Annotated in this window: 14 protein-coding genes and 4 pseudogenes; 13 read left to right on the plus strand and 5 right to left on the minus strand. The window is 61.2% G+C overall.

Annotated features, from left to right (window positions below; translation table 11 throughout):
* Positions 1-35 precede the first annotated feature (35 nt).
* Positions 36-1,136, minus strand: a pseudogene (locus H7C86_RS29495) (magnesium transporter MgtE N-terminal domain-containing protein); the annotation flags it as partial.
* Positions 1,137-2,067: 931 nt separating this feature from the next.
* On the opposite strand from H7C86_RS29495, the gene ccsB reads away from it, so the two are divergent.
* From ccsB to phoU, 6 genes are all read left to right on the plus strand, one after another.
* Complete coding sequence (gene ccsB, locus H7C86_RS29500; protein ID WP_047270614.1) at positions 2,068-3,054, plus strand: c-type cytochrome biogenesis protein CcsB; 987 nt, start codon at positions 2,068-2,070, stop codon at positions 3,052-3,054.
* A 270-nt stretch (positions 3,055-3,324) separates the two neighbouring features.
* Complete coding sequence (locus H7C86_RS29505; protein ID WP_052959928.1) at positions 3,325-3,594, plus strand: WhiB family transcriptional regulator; 270 nt, start codon at positions 3,325-3,327, stop codon at positions 3,592-3,594.
* Entirely contained in the window at positions 3,591-3,920 is a 330-nt protein-coding gene (locus H7C86_RS29510) for a hypothetical protein (RefSeq protein ID WP_054827429.1), read from the plus strand. Before H7C86_RS29505 ends, H7C86_RS29510 begins: the two co-directional genes overlap by 4 nt.
* Before the next feature lie 1,337 nt (positions 3,921-5,257).
* Positions 5,258-5,380, plus strand: coding sequence for a hypothetical protein (locus H7C86_RS37480; RefSeq protein ID WP_259349323.1), 123 nt, complete (start codon positions 5,258-5,260; stop codon positions 5,378-5,380).
* Positions 5,381-5,426: 46 nt separating this feature from the next.
* On the plus strand, positions 5,427-5,603 hold the full coding sequence (locus H7C86_RS37485) for a hypothetical protein (RefSeq protein WP_230691703.1): 177 nt from the start codon (positions 5,427-5,429) through the stop codon (positions 5,601-5,603).
* A gap of 233 nt (positions 5,604-5,836) precedes the next feature.
* A complete protein-coding gene (phoU, locus tag H7C86_RS29520; RefSeq protein ID WP_182262738.1) occupies positions 5,837-6,502 on the plus strand; it encodes a phosphate signaling complex protein PhoU in 666 nt (221 codons plus the stop codon).
* Positions 6,503-6,774: 272 nt separating this feature from the next.
* On the opposite strand, the gene H7C86_RS29525 is transcribed toward phoU, so the two are convergent.
* The gene (locus H7C86_RS29525; protein ID WP_155419211.1) at positions 6,775-6,942 is read right to left on the minus strand and encodes a hypothetical protein; all 168 of its coding nucleotides are present in this window, start codon (positions 6,940-6,942) and stop codon (positions 6,775-6,777) included.
* 195 nt (positions 6,943-7,137) lie between these two features.
* Positions 7,138-9,153: a heavy metal translocating P-type ATPase gene (locus H7C86_RS29530; protein ID WP_047270622.1), complete on the minus strand. Its 2,016-nt coding sequence runs from the start codon at positions 9,151-9,153 to the stop codon at positions 7,138-7,140.
* A 101-nt stretch (positions 9,154-9,254) separates the two neighbouring features.
* On the opposite strand from H7C86_RS29530, the gene H7C86_RS29535 reads away from it, so the two are divergent.
* The 7 genes and pseudogenes from H7C86_RS29535 to ccsA form a co-directional block, all read left to right on the plus strand.
* Complete coding sequence (locus H7C86_RS29535) at positions 9,255-9,617, plus strand: helix-turn-helix transcriptional regulator (protein ID WP_047270658.1); 363 nt, start codon at positions 9,255-9,257, stop codon at positions 9,615-9,617.
* A 778-nt stretch (positions 9,618-10,395) separates the two neighbouring features.
* Entirely contained in the window at positions 10,396-10,719 is a 324-nt protein-coding gene (locus H7C86_RS37000) for a hypothetical protein (protein WP_134929860.1), read from the plus strand.
* 255 nt (positions 10,720-10,974) lie between these two features.
* Positions 10,975-12,597, plus strand: a complete 1,623-nt coding sequence (locus H7C86_RS29545; protein ID WP_081377629.1) for an NlpC/P60 family protein — start codon at positions 10,975-10,977, stop codon at positions 12,595-12,597.
* Positions 12,598-12,729: 132 nt separating this feature from the next.
* Positions 12,730-13,418, plus strand: a pseudogene (locus H7C86_RS29550) (cbb3-type cytochrome c oxidase subunit I); the annotation flags it as partial.
* Positions 13,419-13,623: 205 nt separating this feature from the next.
* A pseudogene (locus H7C86_RS29555) lies at positions 13,624-14,800 on the plus strand (IS3 family transposase).
* A 314-nt stretch (positions 14,801-15,114) separates the two neighbouring features.
* The gene (locus tag H7C86_RS29560) at positions 15,115-15,591 is read left to right on the plus strand and encodes a hypothetical protein (RefSeq protein WP_047270626.1); all 477 of its coding nucleotides are present in this window, start codon (positions 15,115-15,117) and stop codon (positions 15,589-15,591) included.
* Between the two features lie 115 nt (positions 15,592-15,706).
* A pseudogene (gene ccsA / locus H7C86_RS29565) lies at positions 15,707-15,883 on the plus strand (cytochrome c biogenesis protein CcsA); the annotation flags it as partial.
* Between the two features lie 755 nt (positions 15,884-16,638).
* Here ccsA and H7C86_RS29570 read toward each other — a convergent pair.
* Positions 16,639-17,325, minus strand: coding sequence for a DUF305 domain-containing protein (locus H7C86_RS29570; RefSeq protein ID WP_047270628.1), 687 nt, complete (start codon positions 17,323-17,325; stop codon positions 16,639-16,641).
* Positions 17,326-17,363: 38 nt separating this feature from the next.
* Positions 17,364-19,826, minus strand: coding sequence for a cation-translocating P-type ATPase (locus H7C86_RS29575; RefSeq protein ID WP_064113088.1), 2,463 nt, complete (start codon positions 19,824-19,826; stop codon positions 17,364-17,366).
* Positions 19,827-19,832: the final 6 nt, after the last annotated feature.

Raw genomic sequence — 19,832 nt, forward strand, 5'->3', positions numbered from 1 at the left:
GATCAACCGGTCGCACACAAATGACAGTGTGTGCATGAGACCCGGGATGGTTCAGTGTCCATGATGTCGACGATCGGGGTCACCGACTCCGATTGCAGCAGCCGGATGACCGACGCCACCCCGATCAGCCGGCCGGCGTCGGTGAGCACGTGCACCTTCAGCAGAGCCTCGGGCTGCATGGACCGTGCTGCTGAGATTGCCGACAGGGCCTGCGCCGCAGTGGCGGTGGCGGCGCAGGAGATGACGTCGACGCTCATCAGGCCGCCGGCGCTGGACGAATTGAACCCCATTAGTGTGATCACCTTCGTGCGTTGGCCGGCCGGCATCAGATCGAGCACTCGTCGACGGCGGGACTGTCGTAACTCTGCGACTGCGTCGGCGGCGTCGTCTGCGCGCATGAGACCAAGCACACCGGCCACCTCGACGTCGCTCATGTCGGCGAGCAGCTTGTTGGCCTTGCCCGGGTCGAGCTCTTCGAAAACGTCCGCCTCAAGCTCGGGGTCGGTGTGGACGCGGTCAAGGATTTCCCCACCCTCGCGCTTGTCTGCGCCCTCGAGCAGATCTGCAATCTGCGCCGGTTTAAGGGTGCCGACTCGCCCGCCGACCCGCCGCACTACCATGCTGTGTTTGTGGCCGATCAAGGGTTCGAACGCTTTCCAATCCCGACTGGCGTGTCCTCCATGGGATTTGATTAAGCCGAAGAACCGGGCCGGGCGGCGAGTGTCGAGCCGTGCGAGTACCCACCCGTGACCGGGGTTCTCGAGTTCGATGTCGTAGGCGTGCACCAGCTCCGCGGCCGGGACGTCGATCAGCCGATGGCCAAGGACGTCGGAACGCAGCAGTACCTCGCCCTCGCGGCGCTCGAACCCGCGCAGGTCCACCTTGTTCTGCGCCAGCATCACCCGGTCCCCGTCGAGGTGCTCGATCCGTTCGACAGAAACGTACACTCGCCGACCACCGACATTGACTACCAGCCCGGATACCGTCGGGTAGGTGTCCACGCCGAGCAATCGCACGATCAGATCGTCTAGGGCGCCGACGATGTCCCCATTCCGTGCGATCACTGGTCGCTTCAGTAGCTGTGAGAGATGGATCACCGGATGCGTGGGGGCTCCGTCGGTCGCTGACTCGGTCATCGGCACTCCTCGCGTCGGTGGGTGGTGGGACGAGCCACGCAGGATGCGCACACTCGCGCGACGGCTATTGATGTCCGATTGAAAGGTCGGTGGACGGACAAGCGTGGCCTAAGTTCGGCGCGGCTCGGTCAGTTGCGACTCAGTTCGCCGGTGACGACGCATCTGCATGGTTGAAACTCGCGACCAAAACTTCAAGCACGCCACCTTCTCGCTTCGCGGACAAGCCTTCCCGCTCCGGTATTGTTACATGCGCACCTATGCATGTAAAGTCCGGTTTGGGAGCCGTTTGGGGCGACTCTCAAGCTCGGCGACTTCTGGCGTAGCGGTTCGGGTTGTGAGGTTGTCGGAGCAGAGGCTCAATGCGGATGCACGGTCGACCCCGCCTTTGGTGAGCGTATTCATACATCCGCCCATCTATCGCGCACGTGGTCCAGTGCACCTAGAAGCGTTGCCGTGAGCGCGAAGTCGCGTCCCCGGAGGGTCGGTCAGCAGATCAATGCGTCAACGTGTTCGCTCGGTGACATGGCAATGTTCGTTGCGTCAGCGAGCCCTTGCGCCCTGAGGGGTTTGGCATATCACTCAGCGCCGCGGAACGCGGTATCCGACGGCAGCCTCATTTTCCGGGTGACTCCCCGTTGAGCCACACAACATTGACTACTATCGGGCATAGTAGTCAATATGTGCCCTCGCCGACCTCTACGGGCATGCTGATCTGAACGGACGACTGATCGAAACCGCAGTGCGCCGAGGTCGGGCAATGACGCGTACGGCGGGTCCGGCGCATCCCAGACGGAATTGTAGGTTGTGCGATTCTGCCAAGTCTGCGGCACGGATTAATGGACCACGAATGACGTACGAGTAGTAGAAACTCGCTGGACGGGTGCGGCCGCATCTGATCTGAGAACCCGGATGGCTCAGGAGAGGACCCACCGTGCCCATCAACCAAACCATTGCCAGGCTGAGTGACCTGTCGTTCCAGTCGGCCTTCGCCGTGTATCTGTTAGCCCTCGTGTTGCTGATCTGGCACTACGCCGCGACACGCACCGACCACGTCCACCGGTTCGAGTTGGGGAGCAGGAAGCTTGTGGCGGCAGGGGGAGTCTCGGCGCCGTCGCCGGAAGTGCCCGGACGGATCGTTTCGGCTCCGCCGAAGCCAGTGCCCGAGCGTCTCGGCAACATGGGTGCCGCGGTTCTCGTCGTGGGCTTGGGACTGCACCTTGTGTCGATCGTGTTGCGTGGCTTCGCAACCGGACGTTTCCCGTTGGGCAACATGTACGAGTTCGTCACCATGGCCACCGCGGCCGCAACGGCGACTGGCATCGTGTTTCTGCGTGGGCAGACATACCGCGCGATGTGGGTTTTTCTTCTGGCGCCGGTCCTAATCCTGATGTTCGTTGCGGCAACCCTGCTCTACGCCGACGCAGCGCCTGTCGTTCCGGCTCTGCAGTCCTACTGGCTTCCGATCCATGTCACAATCGTCAGCATCGGCAGCGGCGTCTTCCTGGTTTCCGGCGTGGCCAGCCTCGCGTTCCTACTACGGATCCGACAGCCCGCCGGCGCGGAGCGCCGCGGGCCTGTAGGTTCGATGGCTCGTCGTTTGCCCGACGCCCAGACACTCGACCGGTTGGCCTACAGAACCGTCATCGTCGGCTTCCCTCTCTTTGGTATCGGAGTCATCCTCGGCGCGATCTGGGCGGAGGCAGCCTGGGGTCGGTTCTGGGGGTGGGATCCCAAAGAGACGATGTCGTTTATCGCCTGGGTGATTTACGCCGCCTACCTCCACGCCCGAGCGACCGCAGGTTGGCGCGAGACCAAAGCCGCTTGGATAAACATCGCAGGATTCGTCTCGATGCTGTTCAATCTGTTCATCATCAACATGGTCGTGTCCGGATTGCACTCCTACGCCGGTCTGAGCTGAGCGATTCGTGATCGAATTGAAGCTCGACGGGCACGTCCACGGTGGCGTTCGAAGCGAAGACAACGTATGAGTGCCCAAAGAATGATCTTCGTAGGCTACGTCGCGGGGCGCGACTGGTGCGTTCGAGGCGGCGGGGGGTTCCTTCGTGTCTTGCCTTCCTGCTGCTTGTTTGAATGCAGTCACGGGTTTGGTTATAGGTTATTCGGGTGAGGGCGTGACGGAAGGCGAGGTTCGAGTGCCGGTGGAGGGTGGTCTTACTGCTGGAAGCCGGTGGGATTCGCCGACTCGGCGGATTTGTCAGAACTGCCCCTGCTCGGTAGTTGTCGCGAGTATGCCCTGGGTGCTGGTGAGCCGTACGGAACCTGGGGTGGCATGACCGAAGCCGATCGAAAGCTGGGATCATCCTTTGACCCCGTCGGAGACAGGTGTGTAATTGTCCCGTGGGTCAACCGCAAATCCACGTTGCGAAGTCCGCTCGGCCGGGGAATGGTCTTCGAGATTCTCTTGCGGCGCCGCTGTATCAAGGAGGCGATTCGATGACGAATGACGAGGCGCCTCTGTCGGTTTACCGAATGACGGGCGATGACCTGGTCGCGGAGTACCAATACTTGTACGACAGGTTTGATCGCCACACCCCGAATCAAAAGGCGCGGTTCTACTATGTGAACGGGGAAATGAAAGCTCGTGGGCTCGAACATGGCATGCCAACTCCCGCTGCGCGCGATCACGACGATGCCTGGGATGGAGAGATCCGAGATTCGCGTGTTACGCGAATAACTGCACTGCATGGCTTCCCGGTCGATTTTACGGTGTCGAATCGGTGCGCAATACACACTCATCAAGGGCCTGGGATCAACGAGCACTGAGGCGGTCGCTGAAACCACTCACGCCCGCGGACTCAGGCGTTTGACGGATCACGGTGATGCTCCCTCTTCGGGTGTGGTGTCATCAGGTTCTCCTGACTGTATTGCGTAGAGGTTCGGCTTGCACTGGACTGCTTTTCGGCGGCTAGCGCACAGATAATCGAAGTTACAGATTGGAAAACTTGCGCTGCAGGCGTAGCACCGACCGTCTTGACTTTGCGACACGGCGAAAAATGCTGTGGTGGCATGGAGTTCGCTTTCGGACTGATCTCGTGAGGTCCTCCGTGCCGTTCGTGGTTCTCTGGCCGAGATCGACGAGTGAGAGCGAGCTTTCGGTGCAACTGCGAGATTGGGCCGTGCATCATTGCAGGACCATATGTGCTCTACCCAACCGATGGGGCGCTGACGCCGGGAGGGCAGTCTCGACGACCATACAAGGCAGAGGACCGATGAGACCGGTAGATGCCGGCGCCCGCTCCCGGACGTGTACGACTAGGCCGTACGCTTCGCGGGCGGTCGAGGTGAGGTTTGTCCTGTTTGCCGTGGTGCTTTGCCCCACTCTCCTCATTTCGGAAAATGCTGCCATGCACTCGCGAGTGAAACGCGACGCGATCGCACGGGTACGTGCTGAGCACACGTCGACACCATCAATCCATGTCTGCCACCATGGGGGTCGCGTAGACGAGTGTGTGTTCTAGGCGTTGCCCCCGGCCAGGCGTTGCGGCAAGATCGAAGGTTCCTAGGCGCTGTCCGGGGTGAAATTCTTCTGTACCCATGTTTTCGGCGGCCGAGCGAGGGTATGTGTTTTCGCCAGTTGGGGGGACACAGTTCCACCGTGGTTCACCAGGTCAGGGTGAGACGTCCGACCTGATGGGCCGTGCGGCCCGGTGTCAGGGTCGACGGGCGCGCAGTCAGAGGCGGCCCACCGAATTTTCGGCCTGCGCGACATCGCGTTCGGTGGGCCGAGTGCAACGCCACGTCGGGATGGTGCTGCATTGATCGACTGTAGCGAAAGCATTGTCTGCGTTCGACTCCTGACGTTTCCGCTCGGACAGATCCGCCCTGTGAAGATGCAGTCCGCGAAGGTGGGTGTGGTGGCGTAGCGGAGAGTATTGGGGGAGGGGTGATGTCGGAGGTGCTGGGCGTATTCGGGTGATGCGCCGGGTCCGCTTTCTTGCTGTTGAAGTTCGGTGTTGATGCGGCGGGCTTCCGCGAGTTGGTCTTCGAGGAAGATAATGCCTCACGCCTCGTAGAGGGCGGTGCCGGCGGCGACCAGTTTGGGCCGTTCAGTAGTAGACATCGCATCGTCGACACAAATGGTGTGACGAGATCGGTGAATCGTGGTGGGCGACAGCATCCTCGGCGGCAACGACGAAGTAATCGGTAGTGCCGGTCTTTACATAGACGTCACCGAAACGCTCGACCGCATGGGTCAGGGAGTCGGTCGACGAGTTGGTCGATGAGATCAGTAGCTCCCGTGGAGCGATCGAGCAGGCCAAAGTGATGCTGATGATCGGGTACGGAATTTCCGCGGAGCGGGCCTTCGACATTCTCATCTGGCGCTTGGAGCAGAAGAACGTCAAACTCCGCCAGGTGTCCGAGCAGTTGAGCGCCCGTGTTCGCGCAGACTTCGCTCTACTCGGTGGGTTGCGTTCGCAATTCGATCAGCTGCTGCTCGGTTTGTGACCGATGACAGACTGAATCGCGTTGTGGTCGGCACCTGCGGCTGACTGCTTAACCACAGGCACCTCGCCGACAGCACCCATTACGGCTGTCGGCTTCAATCCATTTCTACCCGTCACCGGCGGGCACAGAAACGGTATTGCCCGGACGGAGGCCGAGAAGAGGCGCAATGGACCCGATGCCCCGGATCGAACTGAAGACGAAACAACCGCTGGGTACACATCTAGGGTGATGAGATGCGCACACATTTCGCCGACAGCCTCGACGACCTCTCGTGTGGCCTGGCGTCGATGTGCGGGCTCACCGTGACAGCGATGTCGGAGGCAACGGCAGCCCTCCTCGATGCCGACCTTCGCACCGCCGAGCGAGTACTCGACGCGAACACCGACCTCGAGCGGGCCGCCTCCGACTGGGAACACAAGTCATTCTCACTTCTCGCCTTACAAGCCCCTGTGGCACATGACCTCCGATTTACCGTTGGCGGTTTGCACATCGCCGCAAGTCTGCAACGTATGGGCGCACTGGCCGTCCACATCGCCAAGATCGCGCGCCTGCGCCACCCGACGTCGGCCGTACCGCCCGAAGCGCGGGCAGTCGTAGCGGACATGGGAAGGACAGCAGTGGCTCGGGCGACCGAAACCCAGGTAATACTGCGGCACGTCGATTCTGCTCACGCGCAAGAGCTTGTGGCCGCCGACACGGTCATGGACGAACTGCACCGGCGCCTGTTCACCGTCACCCAAGCCCAACAATGGCCGCACGGAGTGCAAGCTGCTGTCGACATCACCCTGCTCGGACGGTTCTACGAACGATTCTGCGACCACACTGTGGAAATCGGACGACGCATCATCCTCCTCGAAACCGGTCGACTCCCCGCCCGACCCGACGCGCTCCTTCCGTAGGTTGAAGCTTGCCGGGATGTCAGGAGGGGAGATGACGCATTCCGGCCCCGATGTGGAAGCCGGCTGTCTGGTCAGTCGGAAGACGTGGACAGTGTGATGAGATCCGATTTGGTGTTGCGTTGGGAGTTCGATTCTCGCGCCCGACCTTGGCTGCACGACGTCGCCTCTCCCGAGGAAGGATCTTGACCCCACGTCCGTGGTCCCGCTCGTGGTTGCGAGATGAGATGCAGCACGAGTGTATCGGCGGTGAGCATGGTCGATGCCGTGCCGGGCTACTGTGCGGCGTTCTCCGAATTGAGTCGACTGATCTCCGCGCGCATGCGTCGCATCGGTCGGTCAACTCGGCTCTTTCTCTCGTTGCCCGCGGTCATCAGTCCAATTATGGCGGCCATTCCTGCTGGAATTCCGAGAACTACGACGAGGAACGGCGCCAAGCTCATGGAGTTCTCCTATGCTCGGATCGAGCGGTCTGGGACAGTGTCGATCAACAACCTACTATCGTCAATAGTAGATTGCTCATGGCGGGTGGTCCATTGACGGCGTCCCGCGGCAAAACTCGCGGGTTCCCTTCGCCACTACGTAGCGCGCAGGCAATCGAAGGCGGACGACCTTTGCTTGGGAGATGTACCTCTTCTCTAGATGGATCGAGCCCGGCGCCACCCGAGGTTGCCTGTCTCGTAGCGCCACGCGCGTTGGGAAAGTAGTCGCATTCCGTTGAGTCCGACGATGACGGTGGAGCCTTCGTGTCCGGCGACGCCGAGGGGTAACGGTAAGTGCCCGAACAGGTCCCACAGGACGAGGGTGGTGATGAAGGTGGCGGCGATCGCGAGGTTGGCGATCACGATGCGCCGGGCACGGCGTGAGAGGGCGATCACGCGCGCGATGGTGGCGAGTTCGTCACGGACGATGACGGCGTCGGCGGTGTCGAGTGCGAGGTCGGATCCGGCGCGGCCCATGGCGATGCCGGTGTGCGCGGCGGCGAGTGCGGGGGCGTCGTTGACACCGTCACCGACCAGTAGCACTTTCGCGCCGCTGCGTTCGAGGTCGGCGACGGCGGTGACCTTGTCCTCGGGGAGGAGTCCGGCTCGCATGTCGGTGATCCCGACCTGTGCGGCGAGCGCAGCGGCGGCGCGGGGATTGTCGCCGGTCAGTAGAACCGGAGTGTGTCCGGTGAGGGTGGTCAGTTCGTCGACGACGTCGCGGGCGCCGTCGCGGAGTTGATCGGCCAGTCCGAGTACTCCGATCGGTGCGGCGTCGACAATCACCACGATCGCGGTCTTTCCGCCGGCTTCCATTTCGGCGGCCGCAGACATCGCTTGCGCCGTGGCACGGTCCGCGATCGCGGCCGACGCCGCTGGAAGCAGGTGTGCGGGGCTGCCGACCTGAATCCGGCGACCGTTCAGGCGTGCTCGCACTCCCCGGCCGGGGGCGGAGTCGAACTCTTCGACAGGGGGCACCTGCAACCCGCGTTGGCGGGCAGCGGCGACGACCGCGTCAGCGAGCGGGTGCTCACTGGGATGCTCGGCCGCGGCGGCGAACGTGAGCAGCTCGTCGGCGGCGAGGTTCGCCCCGCTCATCGGCCGGATGTCCGTCAGGGCCGGGGACCCCTTGGTGAGGGTTCCGGTTTTGTCGAATGCGACGGTGGTGACCGAACCGAGCTGCTCCATCACGACGGCGGATTTGACCAACACGCCGTTGCGGCCGGCGTTGGCCATCGCCGCCAGTAGCGGCGGCATCGTGGCCAGCACGACTGCGCACGGGGAGGCGACGATCATGAACGTCATCGCTCGCAGCAGCGACGGTTGCAGGGCGCCGCCGAGCGCGAACGGGATGAAGAACACTGCGAGGGTCGCGGCCACGACTCCGACCGAGTAGTACTGCTCGACCTTCTCGATGAACAGCTGCGACTTCGCTTTGGTGGCGGACGCTTCTTCGACCATCGCCACGATCCGCGCGACGACCGTCTCCGATGCCGCGTGATCGATCCGGATTCGCAGAGTGCCGGTCCCGTTGAGGGTTCCGGCGAACACCTCGTCATCGCGATGTTTTGCCACTGGTAGGGGTTCTCCTGTGATCGAGGCCTGATCGACATCGCTGCTTCCGGAGATGATCCGGCCGTCGCCGCCGATCCGCTCGCCCGGCCGGACGACGATCACATCACCTGCCGTCAACGACGCCGCATCCACCATGGTTTCGTGCCCGTCAGGGCCGATGACGGTGGCACGTTCGGGAGCAAGATCGAGCAGGCTGCGCACCGAGTCGGCGGTGCGCTGGGTCAGGAATGCTTCCAACGCGCCGGAGGTGGCGAAGATGACGATCAGCAGGCCGCCGTCGAGGACCTGGCCGATCGCCGCGGCGCCGATCGCGGCGACGATCATGAGCAGGTCGACGTCGAGGGTTTTCTCTCGAAGCGCCTGCAAGCCCGCCAGTGCGGGCTCCCACCCGCCGGTGACGTAGCAGCCCAGATACAGCGTCCACCACAGCCAGGTCGGGGCACCGCCGAACTGAGCGGCAAGCCCGAGGACGAACAGCCCGGTCGCGATGGCTGCCCACCGCACTTCCGGGAGTGCGAACGGCCGGGTGCGGACGGCGGTTGCGGCCCGGGGCGCCGCGGGCTCGGTGTGTGGATCGCTGCGTACAGGGGTGGTCATGGCACGGCTTCCGGCTGGGGGCAGGGGGGTAGGAACGAACGCCACGATACAGGAAAACATGAAGACCTCTTCATGTAATCATGATGGGTAAGATGCTTCACATGGGTCACGGAGTCGAAGGCACGTCCACACCGCCCGCGCAGCTCGATGCGGAGTCGGCCGCGACGGTGGCTGCCACGTTGCAGGCGTTGGCGACGCCGAGTCGACTGCGGATGTTGACTCGGCTGCGGCACGGGGCGTGTTCTGTGGGTGACCTGGTGGAGGCGGTGGGGATGGAGCAGTCCGCTGTCTCGCATCAACTGCGACTGCTGCGTGCGATGGGGTTGGTGACGGGGACGCGGCAGGGCCGCAACGTCGTGTACAGCCTGTACGACAATCATGTGGCGATGCTTCTCGACGAAGCGGTCTATCACATCGAACATCTCGGGCTCGGAATCGCCGACGACCCGATCCCTGCCCTGTAAAGAGCTCACCCCATATGTGGCCAATCGACGCCGGAGTCCCTCGGCGGCGCGTCCGACGACCAGGTGATCAGTGCGTGCGGCGACACACTCGCTGAAGCTCATGCTGCAGTGGTGTTACCAACCTCGATCTACTCGCTGGGGCGAGATGAATGTGTTGATCAATCGGCAATCTCCTGATCGGGCTACCCTTCATTTCGACCCCTGACATCTCCTCCCTTGGTCGGTGGAACAAAGAAAGCGATCCAACCCGATGGATATTCGCAGTCTGCCTCGGTACATGACGGTGGCGGCTGTGGTCGCCGCCGCCGTGACATCACTCACGGCCTGCACGAACAGCGGTACCGATAGTGCGGAGCCTTCCCTTCAGTCATCGTCGAGCAAGGCCGGCGAACCCTCGGCAGTGATGAATGGGCTCGAGTCCAGCACCTCCGATATGGCGCTGATTACTGATGATTCGATGATTCCCGCCGGTCAAGCCACGACGTGGAGATTCCGAATCGACGATTCAGGGGGTGGCGCGGTAACCGAGTACGAGGCAGAGCAAGGCCAGCTCATGCATCTGTATTTCATTCGGGATGACTCGACGAGATTCGCGCATCTGCATCCGATCATGGCTGGCGACGGCACGTGGAGCGCCCCGATCTCAGGCCTCGTACCCGGGAGATACCGCGTATACGCCCAGTTTAGGGCTCTTAGCGGGAAAACCTCTGAAACGCAGGTGCTTTCGCAGCTGGTCACAGTTCCTGGGGAGGGGACTCCGGAAAGGCTTCCACACGCCATGCCGTCGACCTCGGTCGACGGCTACACGCTCACGGTCGCGGGGAAACTCACACCCGGCCAGTCGGGAGAGCTCACGGTGGACATTGCCGGAGGCGACGAGCAGGGATCCGACGTGCAGCGCTACGAGGGCGCCTATGTCCATGTCACTGCAATCCATGCACAGACTCTCGCCTTTGCTGATCTGACGCCACTGGACAGCGATCAGCGAGGTCCGGAATTCGATGTACCTGCGAAACTCTCGAAATCCGGCGACTGGCGACTGTTCATCGAGTTCCAGACAGGAGGCCAGTTGCACACCGCGGCGATCACCATCGCTCTGTAACGAACCTTCAGCAGGCGCAATGACAATCGGGATGTGCCCGCCGGCGCCTCGTGCGTGCACCCGACATTCCTGAGCAAGGCGGGGTGGCGATTCCACGCAGCGGGTGCGAACGGTCCCGAGGTCAGGAGCATTGCCGTTCTGGTCCAATCCGGTACGACAGCACGGTTAGCCGATCTGTGGTGCGCGAGGGAAACATGTGACGCTTTTTGTCATATGGGGCAGTTGATGATGTTTATCTACTATTGTCCTTAGTACATGGGTGTCGAGCGCAGTTTGAGTCGTCGAGGACGAGGGGTGTTTGTGAGGCAACGGAATCGACTCACGCATGCTCGCACGAGAGTCGCTCACGCCGTCCTTGGTCTGGCTCTCGCCGGATCGATCGTCGCAACCACTCCCGGTATCGCGATGGCGGTTCCGCCGCCGCCACCGAATCCGAGCGATACCGAGTTGCAACAGGCAGACTCACGCGTGGATCAAACTCTGGGCCGTATCGGCGATCTGATCAACGACGTTGCGTCGGCGAATGCGCAACTCGCTGAGATCGCCGCCCAGGTTGCGATCAAGCGGGAGGACGTGAACAAGGCGTTGGTGGACCTTCAGTCATCCCGTGATGTCGCGGTGGCCGCCACTGCTGCTGGGGCAGCTGCACGCACCGACATGGGAGTGGCTGGGCAGGCAATCGAGGTGGCGCAACAGCAGTTCGACGATTTCGTTGCCGCCAGCTACAGACAAGGCAGCACCGCCGGCTCGCTGACCGTCTTCCTCGGAAGCGACAGCCCCGACGATCTCTTGGCCAAAGCTGACCTGGTGCGGATGATTACGAAGAAGCACAACGCGGTCATGGACGAGCTTCAGCGCGCACGAACGGCGCGATCGAACACGGAGTCTGTGGCACGGGCGGCCCAGGCGACCGCCGACGCTGCTGCAGCCAGAGCAGAAGACAACAAAGCCCTCGCAATGGAAGCAATCCAGCGCGTGACGGATGCGCAGAAGTCGGCAACAGAGCAACAGGCAGTGGTCATGAAGGAGCGCGATTCCGCGCAAATCGAGTTGGAGGCAGCGAGAAACAGCGCGACGGGATTGCAGAACCAGCGTCAGGTCTACGACCAGTGGGATACTCAGCGCAGAGCAGAGGAAGCAGCTACCGCTGCGGCGATCGCCGCAGCGCAGCAAGCAGCATCGGAAGCTGCGACCCGGGTTGCTGCGGATCAAATTGCACGTGATCGCGCCGCGGACATTGCCAGCAGACAGCGTCCGCATACCCAGATCAGCGATGATTCCTCGGAGACGAAGGTGCCGTCGGTGACGACTACGCCGTCACCGTCTGCTGCTTCTACAAGGGCTCCCACGTCGGTGACGGCTACGCCGTCACCGCCTGCTTCTCCAACCAAGGCTCCGTCGGTTACGACGGAGCCCGGAGGTGGCGTGAGTGACGACGGTCAGAATTCGGTCACCGGTGACGGTGCCATCGAAACTGTCATCGACCGGGCAATGTCGCAACTCGGTGTCCGCTATTCGTGGGGAGGCGGAGACGCAAACGGGCCGACCGTCGGAATTCGTGACGGCGGAGTCGCGGACACTTTCGGTGATTTCGAAAATGCAGGCTTCGACTGTTCCGGAATCATGATCTATGCGTTTGCTGGTGTGGGAATCTCACTTCCGCACTACTCCGGGTACCAGTACACCGCGGGAAGGCAGGTTCCAGCCTCTCAGATGAAGCGAGGGGATCTGATCTTCTACGGGCCCAACGCAAGTCAGCACGAGGCGCTCTACCTTGGCAACAATCAGATGCTTGAATCCCCGCAGTCCGGCGATGTGGTCAAGGTTTCCCCGGTGCGTTGGGACGGCATGGTGCCCAATGTGACCAGGCTTCTCTAGCTCTTCTCCGTCGGCGGTACGGTTGGCTTCAGAGGTCGGCGAAAATCGTTGCGTACGTCTGTCTCCATAAGAGTTTCGCCGGGCGTGCGCGCGGACATGTGGGGATCGTGGGGTTGGCGTTATCGGGATTGGTGGAAGGGGCAATTGACTTTCGAGTCGCCGATGCTGTTCTCGATCAGTTTCTTGATCACCTTCTTAGTCGATGGTCTTTCGGAGGTGCTTCTGGCCAGACCACCGTTCGATTTTCAGGTCACCGACAGTTACTTCGGCGTGGCACATTTTCACTACGTGGTCTTCGGTACGGTTGTGTTCACCACGTACGCGCGGATCTACTTCTGGTTCCCTAAGATGACTGGCCGAGTGATGGATGAGTGGCTGGGCAAATGGCATTTCTAAGCGGCGTTCGCGGATTCCACATGACCTTCCTCGTGCAGCACTGGCTCGGCGTCGAGGGGATGCCGCGCCGCTAAGCGGATTACCTACCTTTGGACGACTTTGCGGTACTGAACTCCATCTCGACCGTAGAGTCCTTCGTCTTGGGTGCATTCACCATTCACCTTGCCGTTCATCTGGAACGTCTTCAGGAGCTACAGATTTGGTGAAGTCGTCACGGTCGACGATCCGTGGGGCAATGGCAATTCTCTCGAGTGGGCGACCAGCTGTCCGCCGCCACGCCACAACTTCACCGAGCCCCTATCCGCTCCGAGTGTCCGGCGTTCGAGATGCACCACCCACACATGGTGGAACGGATTCGGGCTGAAGCTCACACCGGAAGGTTCCATCCCACAACGAGCACACTGGCGGGAAACGGATCCGAGTGAGCCGTGTCGTCCGCAAACTACGTGTACGCAATATATGTCGCACGTATGACGGGAAGAAGTGAGGACACGAAGTCGCCATGAGTTCGTTCCCAATTTCGGTGATGACTGTGCCGGCGACGGATGAGACTGGCATGACCCCCATCAAGTGACCCGCAAGCTATGAGAATCCTTCCGCCCTGATCAAGGGCATGAAAGGCTGCAACTCATGGCTGGACGCAAACGGCACACGCCCGAACAGATCATCCGAAAACTGCGCCACGGCGACGAACTTGCCGCCACAGGCGCCGACGTCGAGGAAATCGCCCGACAACTCGACGTCTCGGTGCCGACGCTCTACAACTGGCGCAAGCAGTATGGCGGCATGAAAGCCGACGACGCCAAAGAGTTCAAAGAACTCAAGAACGAGAACGCCCTGCTCAAGAAGCTCCTCGCCGAAGCCGAACTCGAAAAGGCTGCACTCAAGGAGATTGCTCGGAAAATTCTGGGTCAGGCCGTTCCGTCAACGGGTTGATTCCATTATCACTGGAAAATTCTGAGCCTGACCGCCAAACGAAACGCTGTCGTCATGCTCCAGGAAACGATGGGGCTCTCACAGCGTTTCGCCTGCAAAATCGTCGGGCAACCGCGATCCACCCAACGAAAAGCGCTTGCGAGAGACACCCCGGACGATCCGGACGCCGATCTGCGGAAGTGGTTGCGAGACTGGGCCAAAGCGAATGCCCGCAAGGGGTTTCGTCGGGCGTGGGCGGACTTGCGTGCCATGGGCTGGGTGATTAACAAAGAAGAAGGTTCAGCGTCTCTGGCGCGAGGAAGGGTTGCGGGTGAAGGTCCGCAAAATCCGCAAACGAGCCGACGCTTCGACCACCCCGATTGCCGAGGCACATGCACCGAAGGTGGTGTGGGCGATCGACTTCCAGTTCGACTTCACCACCGACGAACGGAAGTTCAAGATCGCGTCAATGGTGGACGAGCATTCGCGCCAGTCGGTGCTCAACATGGTCGAGGGATCCATCCCGGCAGAGGATCTCGTCGCCGCCCTGGAGAAAGTGTTCGCGCTCTGGGGCGGCCCGCCACAGGTGTTGCGGTGCGACAACGGACCCGAATTCATCTCCGAGGCGTTGCGGACGTTCTGCGAGGACCGACTGGGAATCGGATATGTTCCCCCTGGTCAGCCGTGGAAGAACGGCTACATCGAATCCTTCAACAACCGAGTCCGTGACGAATGCCTGAACATGAACGAGTTCCACAGCCTCCTCGAAGCCCGGGTGGTCATCGAGGACGGGAAGGAGGACTACAACACCCGACATCGGCATTCATCGCTGGCTTACCGCACTCCGAATGAGTACAGCTGCCAGCTGTATTCACACGCATTGATTCTCTGATAGCGAGTGGCTCACCAAACGGGGTCCTACCAAGACGACAGCCGCACTGACCGATTCGTTGTTACGCGAACTCTTACCGCGCTCACGTTTGTCGGTGCGGGCCTCGGTTGCCCTGCCTCGACGCTGCGCAAACTCCCGCTGTCCCGCGCATCGTATTCGATCGCCGTGGAGACTTCGCTTTCACACACGTGCACCTCGGTGATACCCCTGTCGGGTGGGATGCAAGTCGTTGAAGGATTGCCGTTTCCGGTCGTCTCATACAGTGAACTACTATCTCTTTTAGTAGTTCACTGTATGAGGGAGGGACATCGGCGATGACGAATTGGTCGCTCTGGCGTTGGATTACTGCGTCGGCAGGTGCGGTGGCAGCAGCGCTCATCGTCGGCGTCCCCACCGGGATAGTGCCGACTTCGTTCTACCAGCGGATGACTCCGGTGCTGTGGTGGAACTATCCGGTGTGGATCGCGAACGCGATATTGAGTGGATTGATACTCGCGACGTATGTGCGAACGCAATCCAGTTCTGCAGCACCCTCGCGCGTGGGCATTGGCAGCAATGCGCTGGCTCTGTTGGCCGTCGGCTGTCCGGTGTGCAACAAATTGGTGATCATGACTGTCGGTGTGACGGGTGCGTTGAATCTGTGGGCACCGATACAACCGGTCCTGGGGCTGATTTCACTGGCTTTGATGGCGGGCGCGTTTCGGCAGCGGTTGAAAGGTGAGCGGGCGTGCGGAGTGCGTACTTGTGTGTCGAAGGACTCGATCGGTACTGCGGTCCCCGAACGCTCCTAGTGCGCGATTGGATGTTGTCAAGAAGGATGGGACCCCAAGGAAACGGTCTCCTGTTGACGACGGTTGAAAACTAGTCCAGAAACGACGGGTGGTCTAGTTTTCAACCGTCGTTCACATCTCCTTCATCGCTTGGGTGATCTACGCCGCCTCTCTGCACGCGCGTGCTACTTCTGGTTGGCGCGATACCCGTGCCGCCTGGATAATCATTGCCGGTTTCGTCGCAATGCTGTTCAATCTCTTCATCATCAAGATGGATGTCTCCGGCCTCCATTCGTACGCGGGACTCAACTGAGAGCGAGCGGGTGAGAGTGGCGCGGGGGCATATGGATCAGGGGAGCCCCGCGCCTGCATGCCGGGGGAGTGGCGCAGCCATTCTGATGTGAGTGTGTGAACGTGGTGATCAAACTTGTCAATCATGCGCACTTCCTGCCCTTGCAAGGCGGAAGCCGTTGTGGCGCCGCGTCAGGGAGTTTCTTTTCCCGACATCCTGCGCGACACTCGAGTTCATCGTGTATCAGTGTCAACCTGATGTGGTCGCACCTGCTCAATACCGGCTGGCTTTCGAGTCGGTACGCCTCCGCGATCAACTCGGAGTCGGTCATCCCCCGCCGAACGTCCTGCATCATGACCTCCATGTCGTCTGTTCTCGTTTGCGTACCCGGCCTGTCCCTCGTTAATCGATGGGCTCGGTTTGCGCCTGGACCTGATTGATGCAAATAGATCGGTTCGGTTCAGGCGTGGGTTTTTGTGCACCCGTTCCTACCTCGTGCTGGTGGGTATCCCACGGAGCCTGACCAGAATGTTGAGCCCGACGAATGTGACCGCGCACGCAGGACGGCGCGTGCGGATCTCGGGATATCTTCGGGTGTAATTACCAAACCCTCCAACAAATGAGGTTGCCTCGATAGTGTTCGGTGTCCTCCGGGGTATTGACCTGTCGCCTAGAAGGCTCGGTGCCTCTGCCGAGGTCAATTGTCAAGCAGAGACACCGAGCCGCGTGCGCTCACATCCGACTGAAATCTGAGCAATGAACGCCGGAAGTCGTGATCACAGCGTGGCGAGAATGCCTTCCATCGTGGTGATTTCCTGGTTTTGCGCGCTGATGATGGTCTGCGCCATGGAGATAGCTTCGGGATACTGTCCGGAATCAACTTCAGTTTGCGCCATTGCGACAGCTCCGCGGTGATGGTCGATCATCTGAGCGAGGAACAGTTTCGCGGCATCGGTTCCCTGTGCATTCTGCAGCGCGGTCATGTCATCGGCGGACATCATCCCCTCCATCATTCCCGGCGTCATCCCCATGCTCTCTGAGGGCATCGGCATGTTCATGCTGGTAGAGGGTGTCATGCCTTCCATGCTGTGGGAGGTGGTCGGCATATTCATGCCAGAGGAGGACGAACTCTGTCCCCAGCTGGTCAACCAGGCCTGCAGCTGCTCGATTTCTGGGGCTTGCGCTGCCTTGATCTGTTCTGCCAACGTCGTCACTCGGGGGTCGATACCGTCTTTGGAGAGGAGCATGTCGCTCATCTGGACGGCCTGACTGTGATGCGGGATCATCTGCTCGGCGAATGTCACATCTGCCTGATTGTGAGTGCTCGCGTTCGCCGATGAACTGGATTCGGCACTCATTGACGTTGGCGTGGAGGTAGTTTCATCGGTATTGGAGCTGTTACATGCGGTGAGGACGAATAGTGCTGCAGTTGCTGCAGCACTGATTGCGAGGACCTTCTTCATATCGGGGAATCCCTTTCGCTGGGAGATCGGTTGTCGGGTCATGAGACGTTCTGTGAGGTGGACTTCGTAGTGCTGGGTGAAGGCCGGTGTTGATCTGGGGGAGAAGGGAGGCGTAGCCGCTTCAGCAGTAGTGCATTGACTGCGACGATGAAGCTGGACCCGGACATCGACAGCGCCGCGATCTCGGGGCGAAGTACAAGTCCGAGGGAGGGTTCGAAGACTCCAGCGGCGATGGGGAGGGCGATGACGTTGTACCCGACTGCCCATCCGAGGTTCTGTCTCATCTTGCGGAGGGTGCCTCGCCCGATTTGTAGAGCGACCGGTACGTCGAGTGGGTCCGACCGCATCAGCACGAGGTCCGCTGTTTCGATTGCGACGTCGGTACCTGCGCCGATGGCGATACCGAGGTCCGCTTGTGCGAGCGCGGGAGCATCGTTGACTCCGTCCCCGACCATCGCAACCTTTTTGCCGGCATTTTGCAGCTCGACGATCTTGGCGGCTTTGTCGCCGGGGAGCACTTCCGCGATGACGGTATCGATACCGAGCTGGCCCGCGATGCGCTGTGCGGTGGCTTCGTTGTCGCCGCTGAGCATGACGACTTCGACGCCCAAGTCGTGCAGCGCCGCCACTGCGGCGGCGGAAGTCTCTCGGACAGCGTCGGCGAGTGCGATCACCCCGACGCCCTGTCCGTCGACGGCAACGAGTACTGCTGTGCGCCCGCTGGCCGCGAGGTCGTCGCGTGTACCCATCAATGTGCCGAAGTCGACGTTTTCGGCGATCATCAGTTTGCGGTTGCCCACCGCCACTCGACGACCGTCCACCTCCGCAGCCGCACCATGACCTGGCACATTACGGAAATTTGTGAGGGGAAACTCCGGGGCGCCGCGTTCGGTCGCGTAGCGGACGATCGCGCCGGCGAGGGGGTGTTCGGACTCGCGTTCGACCGCCGCGACGAGGGAAAGGAGTTCATCGGTGCCGATACCGTCGACGACGACGTCGGTGACTTCGGGTTCACCCTTGGTGAGGGTGCCGGTCTTGTCCATCACTACCGTCTCGATGCGCGCCGAGGATTCCAGCGCGGTGGCATTTTTGAACAACACTCCTCGTTGAGCTCCGAGTCCGGTGCCGACCATGATGGCGGTGGGCGTGGCCAAACCGAGAGCGTCGGGGCAGGTGATGACAACGACGGTGATCGCGAACAGAAGCGCGGTCTGCACTCCTGCACCCGCCGCCCACCAGACGAGGAAGGTGCCGGTGCCGCCGATCAAAGCAACAAGGACGAGCCAGAACGCGGCCCGATCAGCGAACCGTTGCCCCGGCGCTTTCGAGTTCTGCGCTTCCTGGACCAACGCCACTATTTGGGACAGGGCGGTGTCGGCACCGACTTTGGTTGCTCGGACGCGAAGTGTGCCCGTCGTGTTGATGGACGCACCGATGACTGTGGATCCCGGTTCTTTGGACACGGGAAGGCTTTCCCCAGTCACCATCGACTCGTCGACTTCGGAAGTTCCGCTCTCGACCGTTCCATCGACCGGGACTTTGCCGCCTGGTCGGATCAGTAACAGGTCTCCGACGACAACGTCGGCGGTGGGAACTTCGACCGGTTCGCCGTCTCTCAACACGATTGCCAATGGCGGGGTCAGTTCGAGCAGTGTGCGAATCGCGTCGTTGGCTCCACCTCTGGCTCGCATCTCGAACCAATGTCCGAGCAGGACGAAGGCCGTCAGCACCGACGCGGCCTCGTAAAAGACCTCGCCGCCGCCGGTGAACGTGACGGCGACGCTGTAGAGCCAACCCGCTCCGACGGCGACGGCAACGAGGACCATCATGTCGAGGGTGCGGGCCTTCAGAGCCCGATAAGCGCCGTCGAAAAAGATCCAGGCCGAATAGAACACCACTGGCAAGCTCAGTATCAGGGTGAATACGTCGTCGCGGAGTCCGAACGGGGCGGGAACTGTGAATCCGAACATGTCGCGCCCCATCGGGGACCACAGCATGATCGGAATGGACAGAACGAGAGCGACGAGAAAGCGATTTCGCATGTCCCGGACCATGTCGTCCATCGACATTCCGGCGTGGGCGCCTCCGTGCCCCATCATGTCCTGTGCAGAGTGTTGAGCATGTGGTTCGTGCGCCGTGTGTTCGCCGTGAGGAGATTCTCCGGGGTGTTCGACCGGTGCGTCGGTTGACGCGCCGGCGTGGTCTGAATGAACGTGGTATTCAGAGGGCGCGGCGCTGGTGCTGTCGTTTGGTTCGGAGAGGGGGTCGCAGCTGTGGGAGGGCACCGATCGCCCGGCGCAGTGATAGCCGCAGTCCCGGATCCATTGGGACAGTTCGGGTATCGAGGTTGCAGCCGGGTCGTAGGTGACCGTGGCAGTTTGGTTGAGGACGTTGGCCTCGGCAGAGACGACTCCGCGTCGGCGAAGGAGAGTTGATTCGACTGCGGCTTTCGATGTCGCCCACTGCAATCCTTGTACTTCGAGAACGGTGGTTCGATTCATCTCTGC

It is taken from the genome of Rhodococcus sp. UFZ-B548, assembly GCF_903819475.1.
GTDB classification, from domain to species: Bacteria; Actinomycetota; Actinomycetes; order Mycobacteriales; family Mycobacteriaceae; genus Rhodococcus_F; species Rhodococcus_F erythropolis.